Source organism: Desulfobacter sp. (assembly GCA_028768545.1).
Taxonomy (GTDB): Bacteria; Desulfobacterota; Desulfobacteria; order Desulfobacterales; family Desulfobacteraceae; genus Desulfobacter.
In genome coordinates this window covers 95,396-111,666 of the sequence record CP054838.1, presented here as the reverse complement: position 1 = coordinate 111,666, position 16,271 = coordinate 95,396, and the positions used below count along the sequence as shown (strand labels likewise).

Genomic DNA, 16,271 nt, shown 5'->3' with positions numbered 1-16,271 from the left:
AGATGAAAATACATGAGTATCAGGCAAAGGACTTGTTTCGTCAGTACAATGTTCCCGTACCTGAAGGGCAGCCTGCATTTTCCGTTGATGAGGCCAAGGAGGCCGCGTCAAAACTGGGAAAATTTCCCGTGGTTGTCAAGGCCCAGATCCATGCCGGCGGCAGGGGCAAGGGCGGCGGGGTCAAACTGGCCCATTCCATGGAAGAGGTGGAAACTATTTCCAGCCAGATCCTGGGCATGACCCTGGTGACCCACCAGACAGGACCCGAGGGGAAACAGGTTCAAAAACTTTTGATCGAGTCCGGCCAGGATATTAAAAAAGAGCTATATCTTTCCCTTTTAGTGGACCGGGCCACCGCCTCCATCATCATCATGGCCAGCCAGGACGGGGGCATGGATATTGAGACTGTGGCGGACAAGACCCCTGAAAGAATTATCAAAGTAGGGGTGGACCCCCTTTTGGGTATCCAGGGGTATCAGATCCGGGAGGTGGCATTTGGACTGGCATTGCCCAAGGCGGCCATGAAATCCTTTTCAGGACTTTTGGCCAATCTCTATAAAATGTTTGCGGCCACAGACTGCTCCATGCTGGAAATCAATCCCTTGATTTTAACCTCCGATGATCAGGTCCTTGCCCTGGATGCCAAGGTGGACTTTGATTCCAACGCCCTCTACCGTCACAAAGACCTGCTGGAACTTCGGGATCTGACTGAGGAAGATCCCCTGGAGGTGGAAGCCTCCAAGTTTAATCTCAACTACATCAATTTGGACGGTAACGTGGGTAATATCGTCAACGGTGCCGGTCTTGCCATGTCCACCATGGATATTATTAAAAATGCCGGTGCCACCCCTGCCAACTTCATGGATGTCGGGGGCGGAGCCTCGTCTGAACAGGTGGAAAACGCCTTTAGGATCATCCTGGCCGATGAAAAAGTAAAAGCCGTGCTCATTAATATTTTCGGTGGGATTTTGCGGTGTGATATTTTTGCCCAGGGGGTGGTGGATGCGGCCAAAAAAACCGGGATCAATATTCCCGTGGTGGTCCGGATGGAAGGCACCAATGTGACCCAGGGCAAGCAGATCCTGGCCGATGCCGGCTTGAACCTGACCAGTGCAACCGATCTTTCAGATGCAGCCCAGAAAATCGCGGCTGCCGTCAATTAAAGGAGACCAAAAGTGAGTATATTTGTAAACAAGGACACCAAGCTTCTGGTCCAGGGCATTACCGGAAATGAAGGCAGTTTCCATGCCCGGCAATGCATTGAATACGGCACCCGTATTGTGGCCGGTGTTACCCCGGGTAAGGGGGGACAGAAAATGGATGATGTCCCGGTATTCAATACCGTGGCCCAGGCTGTTCAGGCAACAGGGGCCAATGCCTCTTTGATTTTTGTGCCCCCGCCCTTTGGCGCCGATGCCATCATGGAAGCGGCCGATGCCGGTGTCGAGCTCATTGTCTGCATTACCGAGGGCATTCCCATTCTTGACATGGTCCGTGTGAAACATTTTCTGGCCACTAAAAATTGCCGGCTCATCGGACCCAATTGTCCGGGGATCATTGTCCCGGATGAGTGCAAAATTGGGATCATGCCCGGCAAGATTCATAAAAGAGGCAGCATTGGCGTGGTCTCCAGATCCGGCACCCTCACCTATGAGGTGGTGGACCAGCTGACCAAGCTTGGCATGGGCCAGTCCACCTGTATCGGTATTGGCGGGGACCCTGTTAACGGCACCAATTTCATAGATGTTTTGTCTGCCTTTGAGGCGGATGAAGAGACCAGCGCTGTTGTCATGGTCGGCGAGATCGGCGGGAACGCCGAAGAAGAGGCGGCAAGCTATATACAGGCAAATCTGACCAAACCCGTGGTCGGTTTTATCGCAGGGCTGACAGCGCCTCCGGGCCGGAGGATGGGCCATGCTGGCGCCATTATTTCCGGCGCAAGCGGTACCGGGTCAGCCAAAATACAGGCATTCAAGGATAACGGGGTCCATGTCTGCGAAAATTTAGGGCAGATCGGCCAAATTTGTAAAGATGTATTTTAAAACCGAATAAAAACGATGGTTTGTAAGGGCAAGACGTAACCTTAAGGAGGTTTTACATTGGAAAGTTATACCATTGAGTCAAACAAGAAAAAGAGCAGGCTCCCGGCGCGGCTGGATTTAGTCCAGAGCGGCACAGGTCTGATCCTTGGGCTGTTTATGTGGGTGCACATGCTTTTGGTGGCCAGTATTATTTTGGGCAAAGGCGCCTTTAACTGGGTGGCCAAAACCATGGAGCTGGCCTTTTTGTCAGACACGGGACATGGTTATCCCATTGCGGTTTTCTTTGCCGTGGCAGGGGTGTTTACCCTGTTCATCATCCATGCGCTTCTGGGTGCACGAAAGTTCCCCATTTCCTGGAAACAGCACAGGATCATGCGGGATCAGATGGTCATGATGAAACATCAGGATACCAACCTCTGGTACATCCAGGCCCTGACCGGATTTATCATGTTTTTTGCAGGTTCTGTCCATCTGTACACCATGCTTACCCATCCGGGCAGTATTGACCCCTATCTTTCTGCAGACCGTGTGGTCTCGGGTAATATGTGGTTTGTCTATATGATTTTACTGGTCTGTGTGGAACTCCACGGCACCATCGGCCTTTACCGCCTGGCCATGAAATGGGGATGGTTTCAGGGCAAGGACAATAAAACGGCCAAAGCATCCCGGGCAAAACTTAAACTATTGAAAAACCGGCTGACCATTTTCTTTCTTTCCCTGGGCATTTTGGCCCTGCTGGTATTTATTGTCATCGGCATCGGACACAGGGACAAGGCGGGCCAGCCTTACGCCAAGGCCGAAGCCGTTCATGCCCCGGCGGTTGAACCAGATTCGCCGGCAGTGGACAAGGCCCTCCCCGAGGTCATGGTTGAAGAGGCGGTTGAACCTGAGCAGGAAGAACTTCCGGCCAAAGCCCATGACGCGGTCGTGCCAGGGGCAAAAGAGGTTCAAGAAGAGATTGAGACCGTTCCTGCTCCGGCCCATGACGAGGCTGTTGAACCCCAGGCCCATCCTGCTCCGGCAGATGTCCATTCCGCAGAAGAAATACATTAAGAAAGGGATACCTTAAATGAATATCATATATACGGATAATTTAATTATCGGAGGCGGACTGGCAGGGCTCCGCGTTGCCATTGCAGCCAAGCAGAGGGGGTATGAATCCATTATTCTGTCCCTCATGCCTGCCAAACGGTCACATTCAGCCGCAGCCCAGGGCGGGATGCAGGCATCTCTGGGCGCCTGCATCAAAGGCGAGGGGGATGATGAAGATGTCCATTTTGCTGACACGGTAAAAGGCTCTGACTGGGGATGTGACCAGGATGTGGCCCGGATGTTTGTGAACACGGCACCCAAAGCCATCCGCCAGCTTTCGGCCTGGGGAGTTCCCTGGTCCAGGGTCAGGGGCGGAGACCATGACGTGGTCATTAATGGCGAAAAAGTAACCATCACGGAGCATAACGAGTCCCACGGCCTGATCACGGCCAGGGATTTCGGGGGCACCAAAAAATGGCGGACCTGTTACACCTCTGACGGCACCGGACACACCATGCTCTATACCATGGACAACAAGGCCATCCAGATGGATATCCCGGTCCATGAACGAAAAGAGGCCATTGCCCTGATTCATGAGGACGGGGTCTGCCACGGGGCCGTTGTCAGAGATTTGATCACAGGCGAACTTATCGCCTATGTGGTCAAGACCACCACCATTGCCACGGGCGGTTACGGCAGACTTTACGCGGTTTCAACCAATGCGGTGATTTCAGAAGGAATCGGCACGGCCATTGCCCTGGAAACCGGGGTGGCAACCCTTGGGAACATGGAGGCGGTACAGTTTCATCCCACAGCCATTGTGCCCGTGGGCATTCTGACCACCGAAGGCTGCCGGGGGGACGGGGGACTGCTCCTGGATAAGGACGGGTACAGGTTTATGCCCGATTATGAGCCCGACAAAAAAGAACTGGCCTCAAGGGACGTGGTTTCCCGCCGCATGACTGAGCACATGAGAAAAGGAAAAGGTGTCTCTTCAAGGTACGGAGATCATCTCTGGCTGGACATCACTCTTTTGGGCCGTGATCATATTGAAAAAAATCTCCGGGAAGTCAAGGAAATCTGTGAGTACTTTCTGGGCATAGACCCGGTCAAAGAGTATATTCCGGTTCGTCCTACCCAGCATTACTCCATGGGCGGGGTGAGAACCAATGCCACCGGAGAAAGTCTCACCCTAAAAGGTCTTTTTTCAGCCGGCGAGGCTGCCTGCTGGGATATGCACGGGTTCAACCGGTTAGGCGGCAACTCCGTTGCCGAGACCGTGGTGGCCGGCATGCTTGTGGGTGAATATGTGGCAGACTATTGTGCTGCCAACAGCCTGAAGGTTTCCACCTCTACCATTGAGCATTTTGTTAAAAGAGAAGAGGGGAAGATTGCAGATCTGCTGACCCGGGATTACGGGGAAAACCCCTTTCAGCTGAAAGCTGAGATGCAGAAAATTATGATGGACAAGGTGGGCATTTTCAGAAACGGCGAAGACCTTGCCCAGGCTGTGGAAGAGCTTAAACTGCTCAACCAGAGGGCCAAAAAAATTGCCCTGCGCAACCGGATTTCTTCTTCCAACCCGGAACTGGTCGAAGCCATCCGCGTGCCCAAGATGATCAAACTGGCCCAGTGTGTGGCCTATGGTGCCCAGCTTAGGACCGAGAGCCGGGGGGCCCATGCCCGGGAGGATTTTCCGGAAAGAAACGACCGTGACTGGCTGAAAAGAACCCTGACCACCTGGAAAGACGAGGATTCGGATCTGCCGGAAGTCACCTATGAAGATCTGGATATCATGAAAATGGAAATGCCGCCAGGTTCAAGGGGATACGGGGTGGACAATACGGTTCATCATCCGGATACTGAAAAACGGATCGCCGAGATTGAAGAGATCAAAACAGCCAATCCCACGGCAGACCGGCATGAGATGCAGGAGCTTCTCAATCCCTTGGACATTCCGGAAAAATTCAAAGGTAAAAACGAGCGTATCGGCAGGGGGTATAAATAATGAGTGACGAAGGCAGAATTTTAAGATTTCAGATATTTAGGTATAACCCCCAGAAAAAGGGTGATAAACCCCGCATGGTGACATACGAGGTCACAGAAGCCCCTGGGATGACCATTTTCATTGCATTGAACGATATCAGGGAAAACCAGGATCCCTCCCTCCAGTTTGATTTTATCTGCAGGGCAGGCATCTGCGGTTCCTGCGGTATGGTCATCAATGGTGCGCCTGACCTGGCCTGTAGAACACTCACCTCCAAATTTGAAGAGGGCGAGATCACCCTCTTGCCCCTGCCCGGGTTTGAGCTTATCGGTGATCTGTCCGTGAACACAGGCAAATTCATGCGGGCCATGAGCGAGCGGGTGGAATCCTGGATTCATGACATCAATGCAGACGAGGTGGACTACAATAAATTGGAAGAACGGATGGATCCCGATGTTATGGACGAGGTTTATGAGCTGGAGCGGTGCGTGGAATGCGGATGCTGCATCTCTGCCTGCGCCACCAAGCGGATGCGTCCGGATTTTCTGTCTGCCGTCGGCTTTATGCGCCTGGCGCGGTTTTACCTGGATCCCCGGGACAAGCGGACCGATGAGGAATTCTATGAGATCATCGGGGATGATGACGGGGTGTTCGGCTGCATGACCCTGCTTGGGTGTGAAGATTATTGCCCCAAGGATCTGCCCCACCAGACCCAGATTGCATTTTTAAGGCGGAAGATGGCCCTGGTCAAATAGGGTTCCAGGCGTTTACGGGAAAAATTTAACCGCATCAACAGGCAGTGGGGCGTTTTAAGGTCCGCTGCCTGTTATGTTTGAGGAGATAAAATGACTGAATTTAAATTTGAAACAATGTTTCCTTTGGGAAAGGATACCACCGAGTATCGTTTGCTCTCCAAAGAGCATGTCCGGGTCAGGGAGTTTGAGGGACAAGAGATGCTCATGGTTGAGCCCCAGGCCTTGACTCTTTTGTCCGAAACGGCATTCAAGGATGTGGCTCATCTTTACAGGGCCGATCATCTGGCACAATTAAAGGCGGTGATCGATGATCCTGAAAGTTCTGACAATGACCGGTATGTGGCCTTGGAACTTTTGAAGAATGCTGTGATCTCAGCCCAGATGGTCTATCCCATGTGCCAGGATACGGGCACGGCCATTGTGATGGGTAAAAAAGGCCAGCAGGTCTGGACCTGGTCGGATGATGAAAAAGAACTTTCTAAAGGGGCATTTAATGCCTATACCCAAAATTATTTGAGGTATTCCCAGAATGCGCCTTTGACCATGTATAAAGAGGCCAATACCAAGAACAATATGCCTGCCCAGGTGGATATCGCAGCCGTGCAAGGCGATGAGTACAAGTTTTTGTTCATGGCCAAGGGCGGGGGATCTGCCAATAAAACAGCCCTTTTTCAGATGACCAAGGCCGTGCTCAACTCAGAAGAGATCCTGATCGATTTTATGATTGAAAAGATGAAGGGGCTGGGGACGGCCGCCTGTCCGCCCTACCATATCGCCTTTGTCATCGGCGGCACCACTGCCGAACTCAACCTTAAGGCGGTAAAATTGGCCTCTGCCCGGTATCTTGATTCTCTGCCCGTCCAAGGCTCTGAGACCGGCCATGCGTTCAGGGATACAGACCTTGAAGAAAAAGTATTGAAAAAATCCCAGGAATTGGGACTGGGCGCCCAGTTCGGAGGCAAATATTTTGCCCTGGATATCCGGGTCATCCGCATGCCCAGGCACGGTGCCTCATGCCCTGTGGGTATCGGGGTCTCCTGTTCTGCCGACCGCCAGATCAAGGGCAAGATCACAAGGGAGGGGGTATTTTTAGAGCAGATGGAAACCGATCCCGGAGGTTATCTGCCCAAGTCCGAACCTGAAATGGCCCCGGCCGTTGAGGTGGATCTTAACCGGCCTATGGACGAGATCCGGGCGGAATTGTCTAAGTATTCTGTTTCCACAAGGCTTTCTCTTACCGGGAAAATTATTGTGGCCCGGGATATTGCCCATGCCAAGTTCATGGAAAGATTTGAGGCGGGAAAAGGCCTGCCCGATTATATTAAAAACCATATCATTTATTATGCAGGCCCTGCCAAAACCCCTGAAGGGGAAGCTTCAGGCGCATTCGGCCCGACAACGGCCGGCCGTATGGATCCCTATGTGCCTGTGTTCCAGAAACAAGGGGGCTCCATGATCATGCTGGCCAAGGGAAACAGAAGCCAGCAGGTCACCGATGCCTGTAAAGAATTTGGCGGATTTTATTTGGGATCTCCCGGAGGGCCTGCGGCCCGGCTGGGCAAAGATTTTATCAAAAAAGTCGAGCTGGTGGAGTATGAGGAGCTTGGCATGGAAGCCGTCTATATGATCACCGTGGAAAATTTCCCTGCCTTTATCATCGTGGATGACAAGGGCAATGATTTTTACGCAGATTTGCTTTAATTTTCAGCCGTGACCCCATCATTGAATAAAAAATGGAGGGGGAACTTGCTGGATTAAGATTGACAAGGCCCCGGGATAAATGCCCGGGGCCTTTTTATAATTCTTCCTGACTTTTGACCGGCAAAGATTTTAATGTAACCTCTTTTTTCTTCGGCAAAAAGGATCAGATAAAAAATATCGCATCTGGCTGGGTATTAAAATTCTCATCTTTTATGGACGGATTGGTCATTCAGGAACGATCAATTTTATCCGCATTGATTCATTATTTTTCTTATCGCAATCCCTAATTTTTATGCATTAAACAGCCTGACAAAGTTTTCAAAGATCTCCTTGTGAAAGAAGCCTATCATCTCTTCTTTCATAACTCTTAAGGCCTCAAAGGGAGAGAGCGCTTTTTTATAGGAACGCTCAGCCGTCAGGGCATCATAGACATCGGTAATGCAGCAGACCCTCGCATAATCATGGATTTGATCACCGACAAGACGTCTGGGATAGCCGCCACCATCCTCTCGTTCATGGTGCTGCATGCAAATCACCCGGCATTCATCAGTCAACTGGTTGGTTTTCTCCAGGATTTTATAGCTTTGGAACGGGTGTATTCTGATTCGTTTCATCTCATTGTCATCAAGTCTTCCGGGTTTGTTGAGGATGGCTTGATCTACCTTTATCTTGCCGAGGTCATGGAGGAAAAAACCAGCGCCGAGTTCATGGATATCATGGCCAGTGTTCCGTTTATACAACCTTTTTGTAAGGCTGATACCGAGGATGCCCACGTTGACCGAATGGGTATAAGTATAAAAATCGTGGGAGGTAAGCTGTAGCAGATTCAAGCTTGTTTCTTCGTCATTGAGGATAAGATCTGCTATTTTGGCAACGGCTTTTTTGGTTTCCCCCAGAACGTCAGCCGTTGGATTCAAAAAAAGAATTTTCATAATCTCCAAAGATTTTCCGTAAACCGCTCTGGCTTTAACCTCGAGGGCAGCATCAGGATCACTGATAATGGAGCGTAACTCCATGGTAAAGCCTTTTTCAGGATCCCAGGCCGGTATTGCAGTTCCTTTTTCCGGTATCGGGTGGGTAATTCTTTGAAAATCAATATTTGCCTGGGACATTGCAGAGTCTATTTGTACTTTTTTGATGCCTGTGTTTACAATAAAATTTAACTGCTTTTCAGAGGTGATAAGGAATTTGTTACCTGTTTCCGGATAATCAAAATGCCATTTTGGCAGGATAATAAACATGCCAATCTTTAACGCTTTTGTTGAAATGGTGTAAAGCATAGAAAATTCCTTTGGAAATATCTGTCATCTTTTAAGCAATATCAGTAGTGTCCGGTTAGGTTGTTGCATATAAAAAGCATCTAAAATCATTGAAAAAACAGTCTGTTTTGTGTTGACAAATGTGCGTAAAAATTTTTGTGCGCCTTGAAAATTTAACTCAAGGAGCTCAAATGACGCACATCTCAGTCCCTAAAAAACAACTACGGTCCCTGAACTTTGACAATTTCAGGTGCCCTCTGATAAAGTCACTTTCAAAATCACCGGAATTACAATCTCGAGGAGACCGCCCTTTAAAAATGACATTCGAAGACCAGATAAATGCTTTGGTTTATTTCCATCTTCAGGAGCACAAGTCTGCCCGACATTTAATTCAGGATCTCAAGGAGAATGTTTTTGCTAAAGAAAATATTGCGCCAGACGGTGGTATCAGCCGTAGTAGTTTCTGTGAAGCCATCAATCACAGGGGACTCGAACAACTGCAATTTATCTTTGAGGATCTTTATAAACAGGCTCTTGAGTGTCATCCGGGTGAACACGCCGAGTTAGGAGAGTTGGTTTCCATTGACGGTAGTCTCATAAATGCAGTCCTTTCAATGCACTGGGCGAACTACAGAAAAGGAAGTAAAAAAGCCAAAGTACATTGCGGATTTGACATTAATCACGGAATCCCAAACAAAATCTTTTTGACTGAAGGCAACGGCGCTGAACGCACTTTTGTTCCCAAAATACTTTCCAAGGGGCAAACAGGTGTTATGGATCGTGGATATCAATCCCATAAAGAATTTGACCTGCTTCAGGAGCAAGGCAAACATTTTGTCTGCCGTATAAAAACCAGGACAACAAGAACAATTATTGATAACCACGAGACCCCTTCCGACAGCTACATTTTTTATGATGCACTGGTTAAACTTGGTACTCCGAATCAAAACCAGACGAAAAGGCCTGTTCGGGTTGTTGGCTATAAAATTGCTGGCGTCAAATACTATGTGGCAACTGACAGGCATGATTTAACAGCGGAACAAATAGCAACAATTTATAAACTCCGGTGGACCATTGAGGATTTTTTCAAATGGTGGAAAGAACATCTGAAGGTATATCATCTCATTGCCCGCAGTGAATACGGCCTTATGGTTCAGATTCTTGGCGGCCTTATCACTTACCTGTTACTGGCAATCCATTGCCAAAAACAGTTTAATGAAAAGGTCACGATCAAAAGAGTTCGGCAGCTGCGAACCGCCATTCTAAATGACCTGTTTGGCTGCGAGGAGCAGGGCTCTCATAGTTCAAACAGGGACAATATTGTCAAAGATCAAAAAATTATTGAGCAAGCAAAAACCTAACCGGACATCACTGATTTTTAGTGAAATATTGAAAGGAAATGAAACCCCACAATGAACCCGGCCGTAACGAAGAGGACTTCCAGCTAAACTTCCGCGGATCGTCCAGATCCGCTACAGAGCGGACGTACAACCGGATTTGTCGTCCTGACATCCGGCTTGTACTCACGCCGCTGGCAAGCCCTCCCCGCCACAGTCTGGAGACCCCGGTTTACGAACACGGTTTATCAAAATGTAAATCTGCTGATGGCCATTCCCCCCTTGTGTTGCCTGAGGTCCTAAACTTTTTTTGGAGAATTTACAGCCGTGAAAATTTACCAGGGGAATCAGGCGGGGGGACGGGTGGGATGCTGAACCGGCGTGAGCTCTGAATGATTGCAGGACCGCAAATCATCAGAGCGTCCGCTGCATTTCCGGTCAGGACGACCGGGAATGCTTTAGGTGAAGCCCCCACCCGTGCTCCCGCCGGGTTAGGGTGCGATCTTTTTTAAACCGTGTACCAGGGAAAGGGTCATACCGGATAAAGATGATTGACGACTCATGATTATCCTAATTTTTTCCCCATAGTGAATTTAACAGGGCATAATATTGATTATTTTAAATTCATTACTCGAAGGTCAATGATCCACTATCCTGAATTGGAAAAATTACTTGCAAAAAATATATTCAAAAGGATAGTCTCCAAAAGACTTATAGCCAAGGCAATCATCTAAAAACATCCAGCGGGGACAACACGCAGCGGAAAATTCAAATAAAACGAAACATAAAAAACATCATACATCATAAGGTGTTATGTTTTTTTTCAACACAATATGTTGTAAAAAAGAAGCTATAATTGCATTTTTCAGGACTATGATGTACCTGAGGTATTCTAATTGGGGTTGACAATCGTCAACCCTGAGTGATATTTCTTACATATGTGAGGTTAAAAATTAAACCTAAATACGACTTAAAAAAAGTACATGAAGCCATAAAGAATGGGAATTACAGAGTTCACCTCCGTGTATGGAATGAAATCAAAAATGATTTTGGCTGGCAATCAAAGCATTTAGAGAAATATTTTTTAGCCCTCAAAACAAAACATTTTGACAAACCCATGCCCATGAAAAGCAAACCTCCATATGACTATTACGGTGAAATACCGGCAATATATGATGTTTACAAATCAGATAATATCATGGGTGAAAATGTTTATACCCATTTCTACTTCAACGAAGATACGCTTATAATTGACAGCGTGCACGAACAATAAAAAGGAGGAATCAAAATGCAGTGTGTAATTTGTCACAACGAGTTTACACTTGTCAAAGGGGCACTTCAGCTCCATGATAAAATCCTTGGCACATTCACAGTAAAAGATACCGTATATGAACAATGTGAAGGATGCGGAGAGAAATTATACCTCCCCAAAACATTAAGGGATATAGAAGAAACAGAAAAAAATCGCAAATACGAGCTCTTAATGAAATGCGCTTTAGAAGATTTTATCAAAGCCACAGAAGTGGCGGAGATTTTAGGTTGCTCAAAACAGGCCGTACACAAACACAAACGCATCAGAAGAGGATTTATTCATTTTGTGAGGCATAACAACCAAATCTGGTATCATAAAAAATCCGTTAAACTTTTTCTTAAAAATGGCGATGGAAGATTTCCATTAGCAGAAATTAAAGAAAAGCAAGCAAACGTTATAAAATTCTCAGATTTGAAGAAAGCATCTGATATCAAAAATGAGAATTATGATACAGCAGCGAATAATCCATTTTCAAACGAAAAGCAGTCAATAAAAAGTCCTCAAGAAACAGCCGGCGTAAAAGAGGGATAAGCAAATGAATATTTCAACAACCAATAAAAAAATATTAACAGACGAATTTAACTTTGCCATAGATAAAATGGAATCAAGTAAAAATCCAGATGAAGTACTGTACTATTTTACTGGATTTTATAACATGATACAAAGAATATTCAATATAGAATACTGCGAAGAACTCGTGTTTGCTTATGTCATAATGGATAGAGCTTACGGTGATATCATGGGGCGGATGAACCTAATAAAATCCGGACAAGCAGCCGTCGCATTTGAGGATGACTTTGGCCCCGAGCTAATTAAGAAAACAAAAAATGTAAGGGATAGCTTCTTTAACAGAGAAAAAAGGCTTAAATCTTTACAAGACCTGATTGCGTTATCCTATACTGCAACCGGTAACGGCCATTATTTATTACAAAAAAAACTTTCATTATTAGACTTCAAAAAAGAAGCAATTACAGACAAAACAAATTAAATTCCAAGAAAAGCCCAGGCTATCAGATAGCCTGAGCTTTTTAGTATTATAATCCCTCATTTTCATTCCCATTCGAAGGACTGGAAAGATCAAGAATATACCGGATAAAGTTGATATCAGGCAAGTCAACAAAATACTATAATCCTATTTTTTCCGCGGACCACCAAGAATCAGAAGTATAATATAAACGCTGCTTTGGATAGATGATTAAAAAAACTATTTTAACATGATCAACACAATTCTCTTCGGCAGTGATAACGTGTTTTATGCCTGATATTTTATGAATCGATTTTGTTTTACCTGTGGGGAAACAATGGAAAAATAAATCAATAAATGGTATCCTCCAACTTTATTTGGGAGAAAAAAATGAAAAAAATTATATTGACCTTTGTTTGTATTCTGGGGCTGTTTGTTTCGCTTTTACAGGCGGATGAGATTGTCCTGGAAACAGGAAAAATTTTGTCGGGAAACATTTTGGCACTTGAGGAAAATACGGTGTCCATCCTGGTTAAAGACAAGACGCTTGAAATTAATCGTGCTGAGATTGAAGCGGTGTTTCTGGGGGCCCAAAGCCCTTTTTCAGCCCATGGATACCCTGGGCTGGCAGTCGCATCTCCTGATGTTAAACCCGGTGCGGACAAAGATGAAAACACGAAATAAGATTGGCCTTATTATCCTTGGGCTGGGGATCCTGTTCGGATGGGCAGGGGGGGCTTTTGCTGATCAGTCGTTGAAAACCGTGAGTATTATCACCCCTGAATGGAAGGATCAGACCAATCGGGACGGAACCGGCCTGTTTTTTGATATTGTCAGGGCCGTATACCAGCCGGCCCATATCAAGATGGTTTTCCGGTTTGCCCCGTGGAAACGCTGTCAGGCCACGGTGAATGTCAACAAGGCAGATGCCATGCTCTGCGTTTGGAAATCCCATGCCTTGAGCCAGAATCAGCTGACCCCCAGGTTTCCCCTCTATGTTGAGGATACTGCGGTGGTGTTCAAGAAAGGTTCCCTGTTTTCCTGGCAGGGCATCCATACCCTGGATTATCATCGGGTGGCCTGGCTTCGGGGGTATAATTATCACACGGTCAAGGCCATGTCCGGGATTCAGCTTGGCCTGTGGGAGGAGGTTGACTCCCACGAAGATGCCTGGCAGCTGCTCAACCATGACCGGGTCGATTTTTATATGGATGCAGGTATTGATATTGATCTTTATATTCGGGATGAAAACATGGACATGGGGTTGTACGAAAAACAAAGGCTTTGGTCCCAAAAGGCCTATGTGGCATTTGCAAACACCCCCAGATCTGCCCGCCTGGCGGCCCTTTTTTCCTGAGCATTGGCAGAATTAACCCCTTTTTTTATCTGGTTAACCTGGATCTCTTAAGAGCCAAATTGGGTGTAGCTGCATTTCATTCTGTTTTTAGAGATTGCCGGATTGTTTCAGCATATTTTTATTAAGGGGCAGATTTAATTTTGGGTGGATGAATTCATGGGCATGGGATTCAAAGGGCAGGAAAATTAAAGCGGCAGACTCCGGCTTTACCTTGGCCGCTGCCAGCAGGGGCAGATGATCTTTCAGGGGCCTTGCCAGGGATGCCAGAACAATTTTAATGCTCTGGACGGCTTCCGTAAAATTCAGGGTCACAGGCAAATGGGGCCCTATTTTTGTTTCAAAATCCGGTGCCGGCTGGGCAATGGTGAGGTGACGCCCTATCCTTAAAAAGACCTTGGGACGGATTTTAAATGCCGGTATCCAGAAATGAAAATCATTGGGGTCTGATTTTGAACTTGCCTCTCCTTTGGCGAGGTTTCCCAGGGAGATTAAATCTTGGAATCCGTTCAAAGACAAGCCCTGAACCCTGGCTGAGATTTTCCAGAAGGGAATGAGCTGATCTTTAGTACTGCGGGGTCCGGCAACTTTGTACCGGATTTTGCCAAGGCGGTCCTGCTTTGGCTGCCATAGGGTATGGCAGTTTTTGCAGGTCAATATCAATGAGTCGGAGCGTCCCTCAAGATCCCAGCCGCATTCAGGGCATATCCCGGATAAAATTCGGGTCTCTTTTTCAGGCCGGCAAAGTGCCATGGTTTTAAGATTCTGGTTCAGACGGCCTAAGGGGGTGTTGAGAATTCCGTCAAAAATTGTTTCCCTGTCCATGAAAAACGGGGCATAGATCAGGCTTGTGGTTTCCCCGATATCTTCCTTGATGACCGGGCCCTGATATCTGGCTCGGCCCTTGCCTGGTTTTAAACCGTCTTCAAAGGGCAGGGGACGGATGAATTTTCCCGGGGTCCGGGCTGAAACCCGTTTCAGGGTCAGGGCCTGGGACCTGGTTCCCAGGGAAAAGGGCAGAGGTCCTGGTCCGACCTTAACTGCCAGCCATGAGGTGTCGGTAAACCAATGGTCAACCCCATTTAAGGTACATTCATATTGAATTCCCTTAAACCGCCAATAGGGAAGAAAGATCAATTGGGTCTCTTTGGGGATATCTCTGTGGGGGGCCAGGTAATACCGGCCAAATCCCTTTTGAGAGATACAGGCCCTTACCCGGCAATAGGCGCAGATAAAAAAACAATCTGCCTCATCCAGGAACAGGGGGGCCCCGCATTGGGGGCAATGATGTTCAATTGAATAATTAATGCTTTTCTCCGCATTGGTTGCAGAATACGGCATTGTTTAGATTTTCAGCCCCGCATGCTTTACAGAATTTGGTCTGAGCCTGTTCTTGGGTTTTGGTCCCGCACCTGGGGCAAAACTGGGTGCCCGGGGTGATATTTTTTTGACAATGGGTGCATTTTTCAAAGATGACCTGCTGGTGGCCGCACCAGGGACAGAAACTGGCATTGGTCGGGATCTGGTTTTTGCATTCCTGGCACAGGGTCTGGGGCTCTTTTTTTTGTTCCTGGTGCAGTGTATTGGCAAACATCCCGGGCAGCATCATGCCCATGCCTGCCCCGGCTCCGTCCGAGGCTTTACCCCCATTGCCCTGGGCGATTTTTTCCATGGCCATGGCTGTTTTCATCTGCATGAGGCGGTTCATGTCGTCAAATATCTCCATTCGGCTTTTATCGTCAATGGCCTGCTGCACCTCAGGGGGCGGGGTAATGGCATTGATATAAAGCTGGGTTAAGGCCAGACCGAACTGGGAAAAATCTTCTTCCACCCTTTTGGCAAGCCCTTTTGCCAGCTCATCGTAAAGGGCGGGCAAATCAAATATAGAGGATATTTCTTCTCCGATATAATCGTTGAACCTGGAGACCACCACCCGGTTCAGGTATTGGCTGACATCCTGGGTGGTAAAAAGTCCCTGGGTGCCGGCCAGCCGGTTGATAAAGAGTACCGGCTGGACGATTTTCATGTTAAAAATGCCGAATGCTCTGAGTCTGACAAGTCCTAAAGCCTTATCCTTGAACGCCACAGGATCCCTTGTCCCCCACTTGAGGTTGGTAAAGGTTTTAAGGTTGGTAAAATAGACTTCCGCCCTCAAGGGACTTTTAAATCCCCAGGGCAGGCTGGCGATTTTAGTCAGCACCGGGATATTCATGGTCTTTAAGGTGTGCCGCCCGGGTCCGAAGGCACCAACGGCCTTGCCCTTATAGAAAAATACGGCCGCCTGGCTTTCCCTTACCGTGAGCTGGGCCCCGTATTTGATTTCTCCGGATCCTTTTTCAGGCAGCCGAAAGACCATGGTTTCTTCTGTATCGTCAAGCCACTCCAGAATTTCGAGAAAAACAAGATTATCGGTTCCCATTGAATGCCTCCTTTGGGGGTGGACAGCAGGTTAACATTTTATGATCATGGGCCCATTGTAAAGATAAGTGGTTTATGTGTCAAACATGGGCCGTGTCCTATCAGGCTTG

General features: G+C 47.6%; 15 protein-coding genes. 12 read left to right on the top strand and 3 right to left on the bottom strand.

Features of this window, described 5'->3' with window-relative positions; genetic code table 11:
- Positions 1-2: 2 nt before the first annotated feature.
- From sucC to HUN05_00530, 6 genes are all read left to right on the top strand, one after another.
- Complete coding sequence (gene sucC / locus HUN05_00555) at positions 3-1,163, top strand: ADP-forming succinate--CoA ligase subunit beta (GenBank protein ID WDP83844.1); 1,161 nt, start codon at positions 3-5, stop codon at positions 1,161-1,163.
- Positions 1,164-1,175: 12 nt separating this feature from the next.
- The gene (gene sucD / locus HUN05_00550) at positions 1,176-2,042 is read left to right on the top strand and encodes a succinate--CoA ligase subunit alpha (protein ID WDP83843.1); all 867 of its coding nucleotides are present in this window, start codon (positions 1,176-1,178) and stop codon (positions 2,040-2,042) included.
- A gap of 57 nt (positions 2,043-2,099) precedes the next feature.
- Complete coding sequence (locus HUN05_00545; protein WDP83842.1) at positions 2,100-3,095, top strand: fumarate reductase cytochrome b subunit; 996 nt, start codon at positions 2,100-2,102, stop codon at positions 3,093-3,095.
- Positions 3,096-3,111: 16 nt separating this feature from the next.
- Positions 3,112-5,082 (top strand): fumarate reductase flavoprotein subunit, encoded by a 1,971-nt coding sequence (locus HUN05_00540; protein WDP83841.1) that lies wholly within the window; start codon positions 3,112-3,114, stop codon positions 5,080-5,082.
- Positions 5,082-5,816 (top strand): fumarate reductase iron-sulfur subunit, encoded by a 735-nt coding sequence (locus tag HUN05_00535; GenBank protein ID WDP83840.1) that lies wholly within the window; start codon positions 5,082-5,084, stop codon positions 5,814-5,816. The genes HUN05_00540 and HUN05_00535 overlap by 1 nt, the downstream gene beginning before the upstream one ends.
- Positions 5,817-5,906: 90 nt before the next feature.
- Positions 5,907-7,517: a fumarate hydratase gene (locus tag HUN05_00530; protein ID WDP83839.1), complete on the top strand. Its 1,611-nt coding sequence runs from the start codon at positions 5,907-5,909 to the stop codon at positions 7,515-7,517.
- A gap of 290 nt (positions 7,518-7,807) precedes the next feature.
- Here HUN05_00530 and HUN05_00525 read toward each other — a convergent pair whose 3' ends face one another.
- Positions 7,808-8,797 carry an HD-GYP domain-containing protein gene (locus HUN05_00525; GenBank protein ID WDP83838.1) on the bottom strand — a complete coding sequence of 330 codons (990 nt, stop codon included), beginning with the start codon at positions 8,795-8,797 and terminating at the stop codon, positions 7,808-7,810.
- 170 nt (positions 8,798-8,967) lie between these two features.
- Here HUN05_00525 and HUN05_00520 point away from each other — a divergent pair, with 170 nt between their 5' ends.
- The 6 genes from HUN05_00520 to HUN05_00495 all read left to right on the top strand — a co-directional run bounded on the left by HUN05_00520 (position 8,968) and on the right by HUN05_00495 (position 13,746).
- Complete coding sequence (locus HUN05_00520) at positions 8,968-10,137, top strand: IS4 family transposase (GenBank protein ID WDP87853.1); 1,170 nt, start codon at positions 8,968-8,970, stop codon at positions 10,135-10,137.
- Positions 10,138-11,053: 916 nt separating this feature from the next.
- Complete coding sequence (locus HUN05_00515) at positions 11,054-11,386, top strand: type II toxin-antitoxin system MqsR family toxin (GenBank protein WDP83837.1); 333 nt, start codon at positions 11,054-11,056, stop codon at positions 11,384-11,386.
- Positions 11,387-11,401: 15 nt separating this feature from the next.
- Positions 11,402-11,956, top strand: a complete 555-nt coding sequence (locus tag HUN05_00510) for a helix-turn-helix domain-containing protein (GenBank protein WDP83836.1) — start codon at positions 11,402-11,404, stop codon at positions 11,954-11,956.
- A gap of 4 nt (positions 11,957-11,960) precedes the next feature.
- Complete coding sequence (locus HUN05_00505) at positions 11,961-12,413, top strand: hypothetical protein (GenBank protein WDP83835.1); 453 nt, start codon at positions 11,961-11,963, stop codon at positions 12,411-12,413.
- Between the two features lie 366 nt (positions 12,414-12,779).
- Positions 12,780-13,073, top strand: coding sequence for a hypothetical protein (locus HUN05_00500; GenBank protein ID WDP83834.1), 294 nt, complete (start codon positions 12,780-12,782; stop codon positions 13,071-13,073).
- Positions 13,057-13,746, top strand: a complete 690-nt coding sequence (locus HUN05_00495; GenBank protein ID WDP83833.1) for a transporter substrate-binding domain-containing protein — start codon at positions 13,057-13,059, stop codon at positions 13,744-13,746. Before HUN05_00500 ends, HUN05_00495 begins: the two co-directional genes overlap by 17 nt.
- Before the next feature lie 87 nt (positions 13,747-13,833).
- Here the strand turns inward: HUN05_00495 and HUN05_00490 are convergent, their stop codons facing one another.
- Together HUN05_00490 and HUN05_00485 are read right to left on the bottom strand one after the other, a co-directional pair.
- Positions 13,834-15,084 (bottom strand): hypothetical protein, encoded by a 1,251-nt coding sequence (locus HUN05_00490; protein WDP83832.1) that lies wholly within the window; start codon positions 15,082-15,084, stop codon positions 13,834-13,836.
- The gene (locus tag HUN05_00485) at positions 15,047-16,162 is read right to left on the bottom strand and encodes an SPFH domain-containing protein (protein WDP83831.1); all 1,116 of its coding nucleotides are present in this window, start codon (positions 16,160-16,162) and stop codon (positions 15,047-15,049) included. Before HUN05_00485 ends, HUN05_00490 begins: the two co-directional genes overlap by 38 nt.
- Between the last annotated feature and the right edge of the window lie 109 nt (positions 16,163-16,271).

Coding starts and splice junctions, on each gene's coding strand:
- HUN05_00495 (WDP83833.1), top strand. CDS start 13,057: ATGAAAACACGAAATAAGATTGGCCTTATTATCCTTGGGCTGGGGATC.
- HUN05_00500 (WDP83834.1), top strand. CDS start 12,780: ATGAAAAAAATTATATTGACCTTTGTTTGTATTCTGGGGCTGTTTGTT.
- HUN05_00535 (WDP83840.1), top strand. CDS start 5,082: ATGAGTGACGAAGGCAGAATTTTAAGATTTCAGATATTTAGGTATAAC.
- sucC (WDP83844.1), top strand. CDS start 3: ATGAAAATACATGAGTATCAGGCAAAGGACTTGTTTCGTCAGTACAAT.
- HUN05_00520 (WDP87853.1), top strand. CDS start 8,968: ATGACGCACATCTCAGTCCCTAAAAAACAACTACGGTCCCTGAACTTT.
- HUN05_00525 (WDP83838.1), bottom strand. CDS start 8,797: ATGCTTTACACCATTTCAACAAAAGCGTTAAAGATTGGCATGTTTATT.
- HUN05_00510 (WDP83836.1), top strand. CDS start 11,402: ATGCAGTGTGTAATTTGTCACAACGAGTTTACACTTGTCAAAGGGGCA.
- HUN05_00530 (WDP83839.1), top strand. CDS start 5,907: ATGACTGAATTTAAATTTGAAACAATGTTTCCTTTGGGAAAGGATACC.
- HUN05_00490 (WDP83832.1), bottom strand. CDS start 15,084: ATGCCGTATTCTGCAACCAATGCGGAGAAAAGCATTAATTATTCAATT.
- HUN05_00485 (WDP83831.1), bottom strand. CDS start 16,162: ATGGGAACCGATAATCTTGTTTTTCTCGAAATTCTGGAGTGGCTTGAC.
- HUN05_00505 (WDP83835.1), top strand. CDS start 11,961: ATGAATATTTCAACAACCAATAAAAAAATATTAACAGACGAATTTAAC.
- HUN05_00540 (WDP83841.1), top strand. CDS start 3,112: ATGAATATCATATATACGGATAATTTAATTATCGGAGGCGGACTGGCA.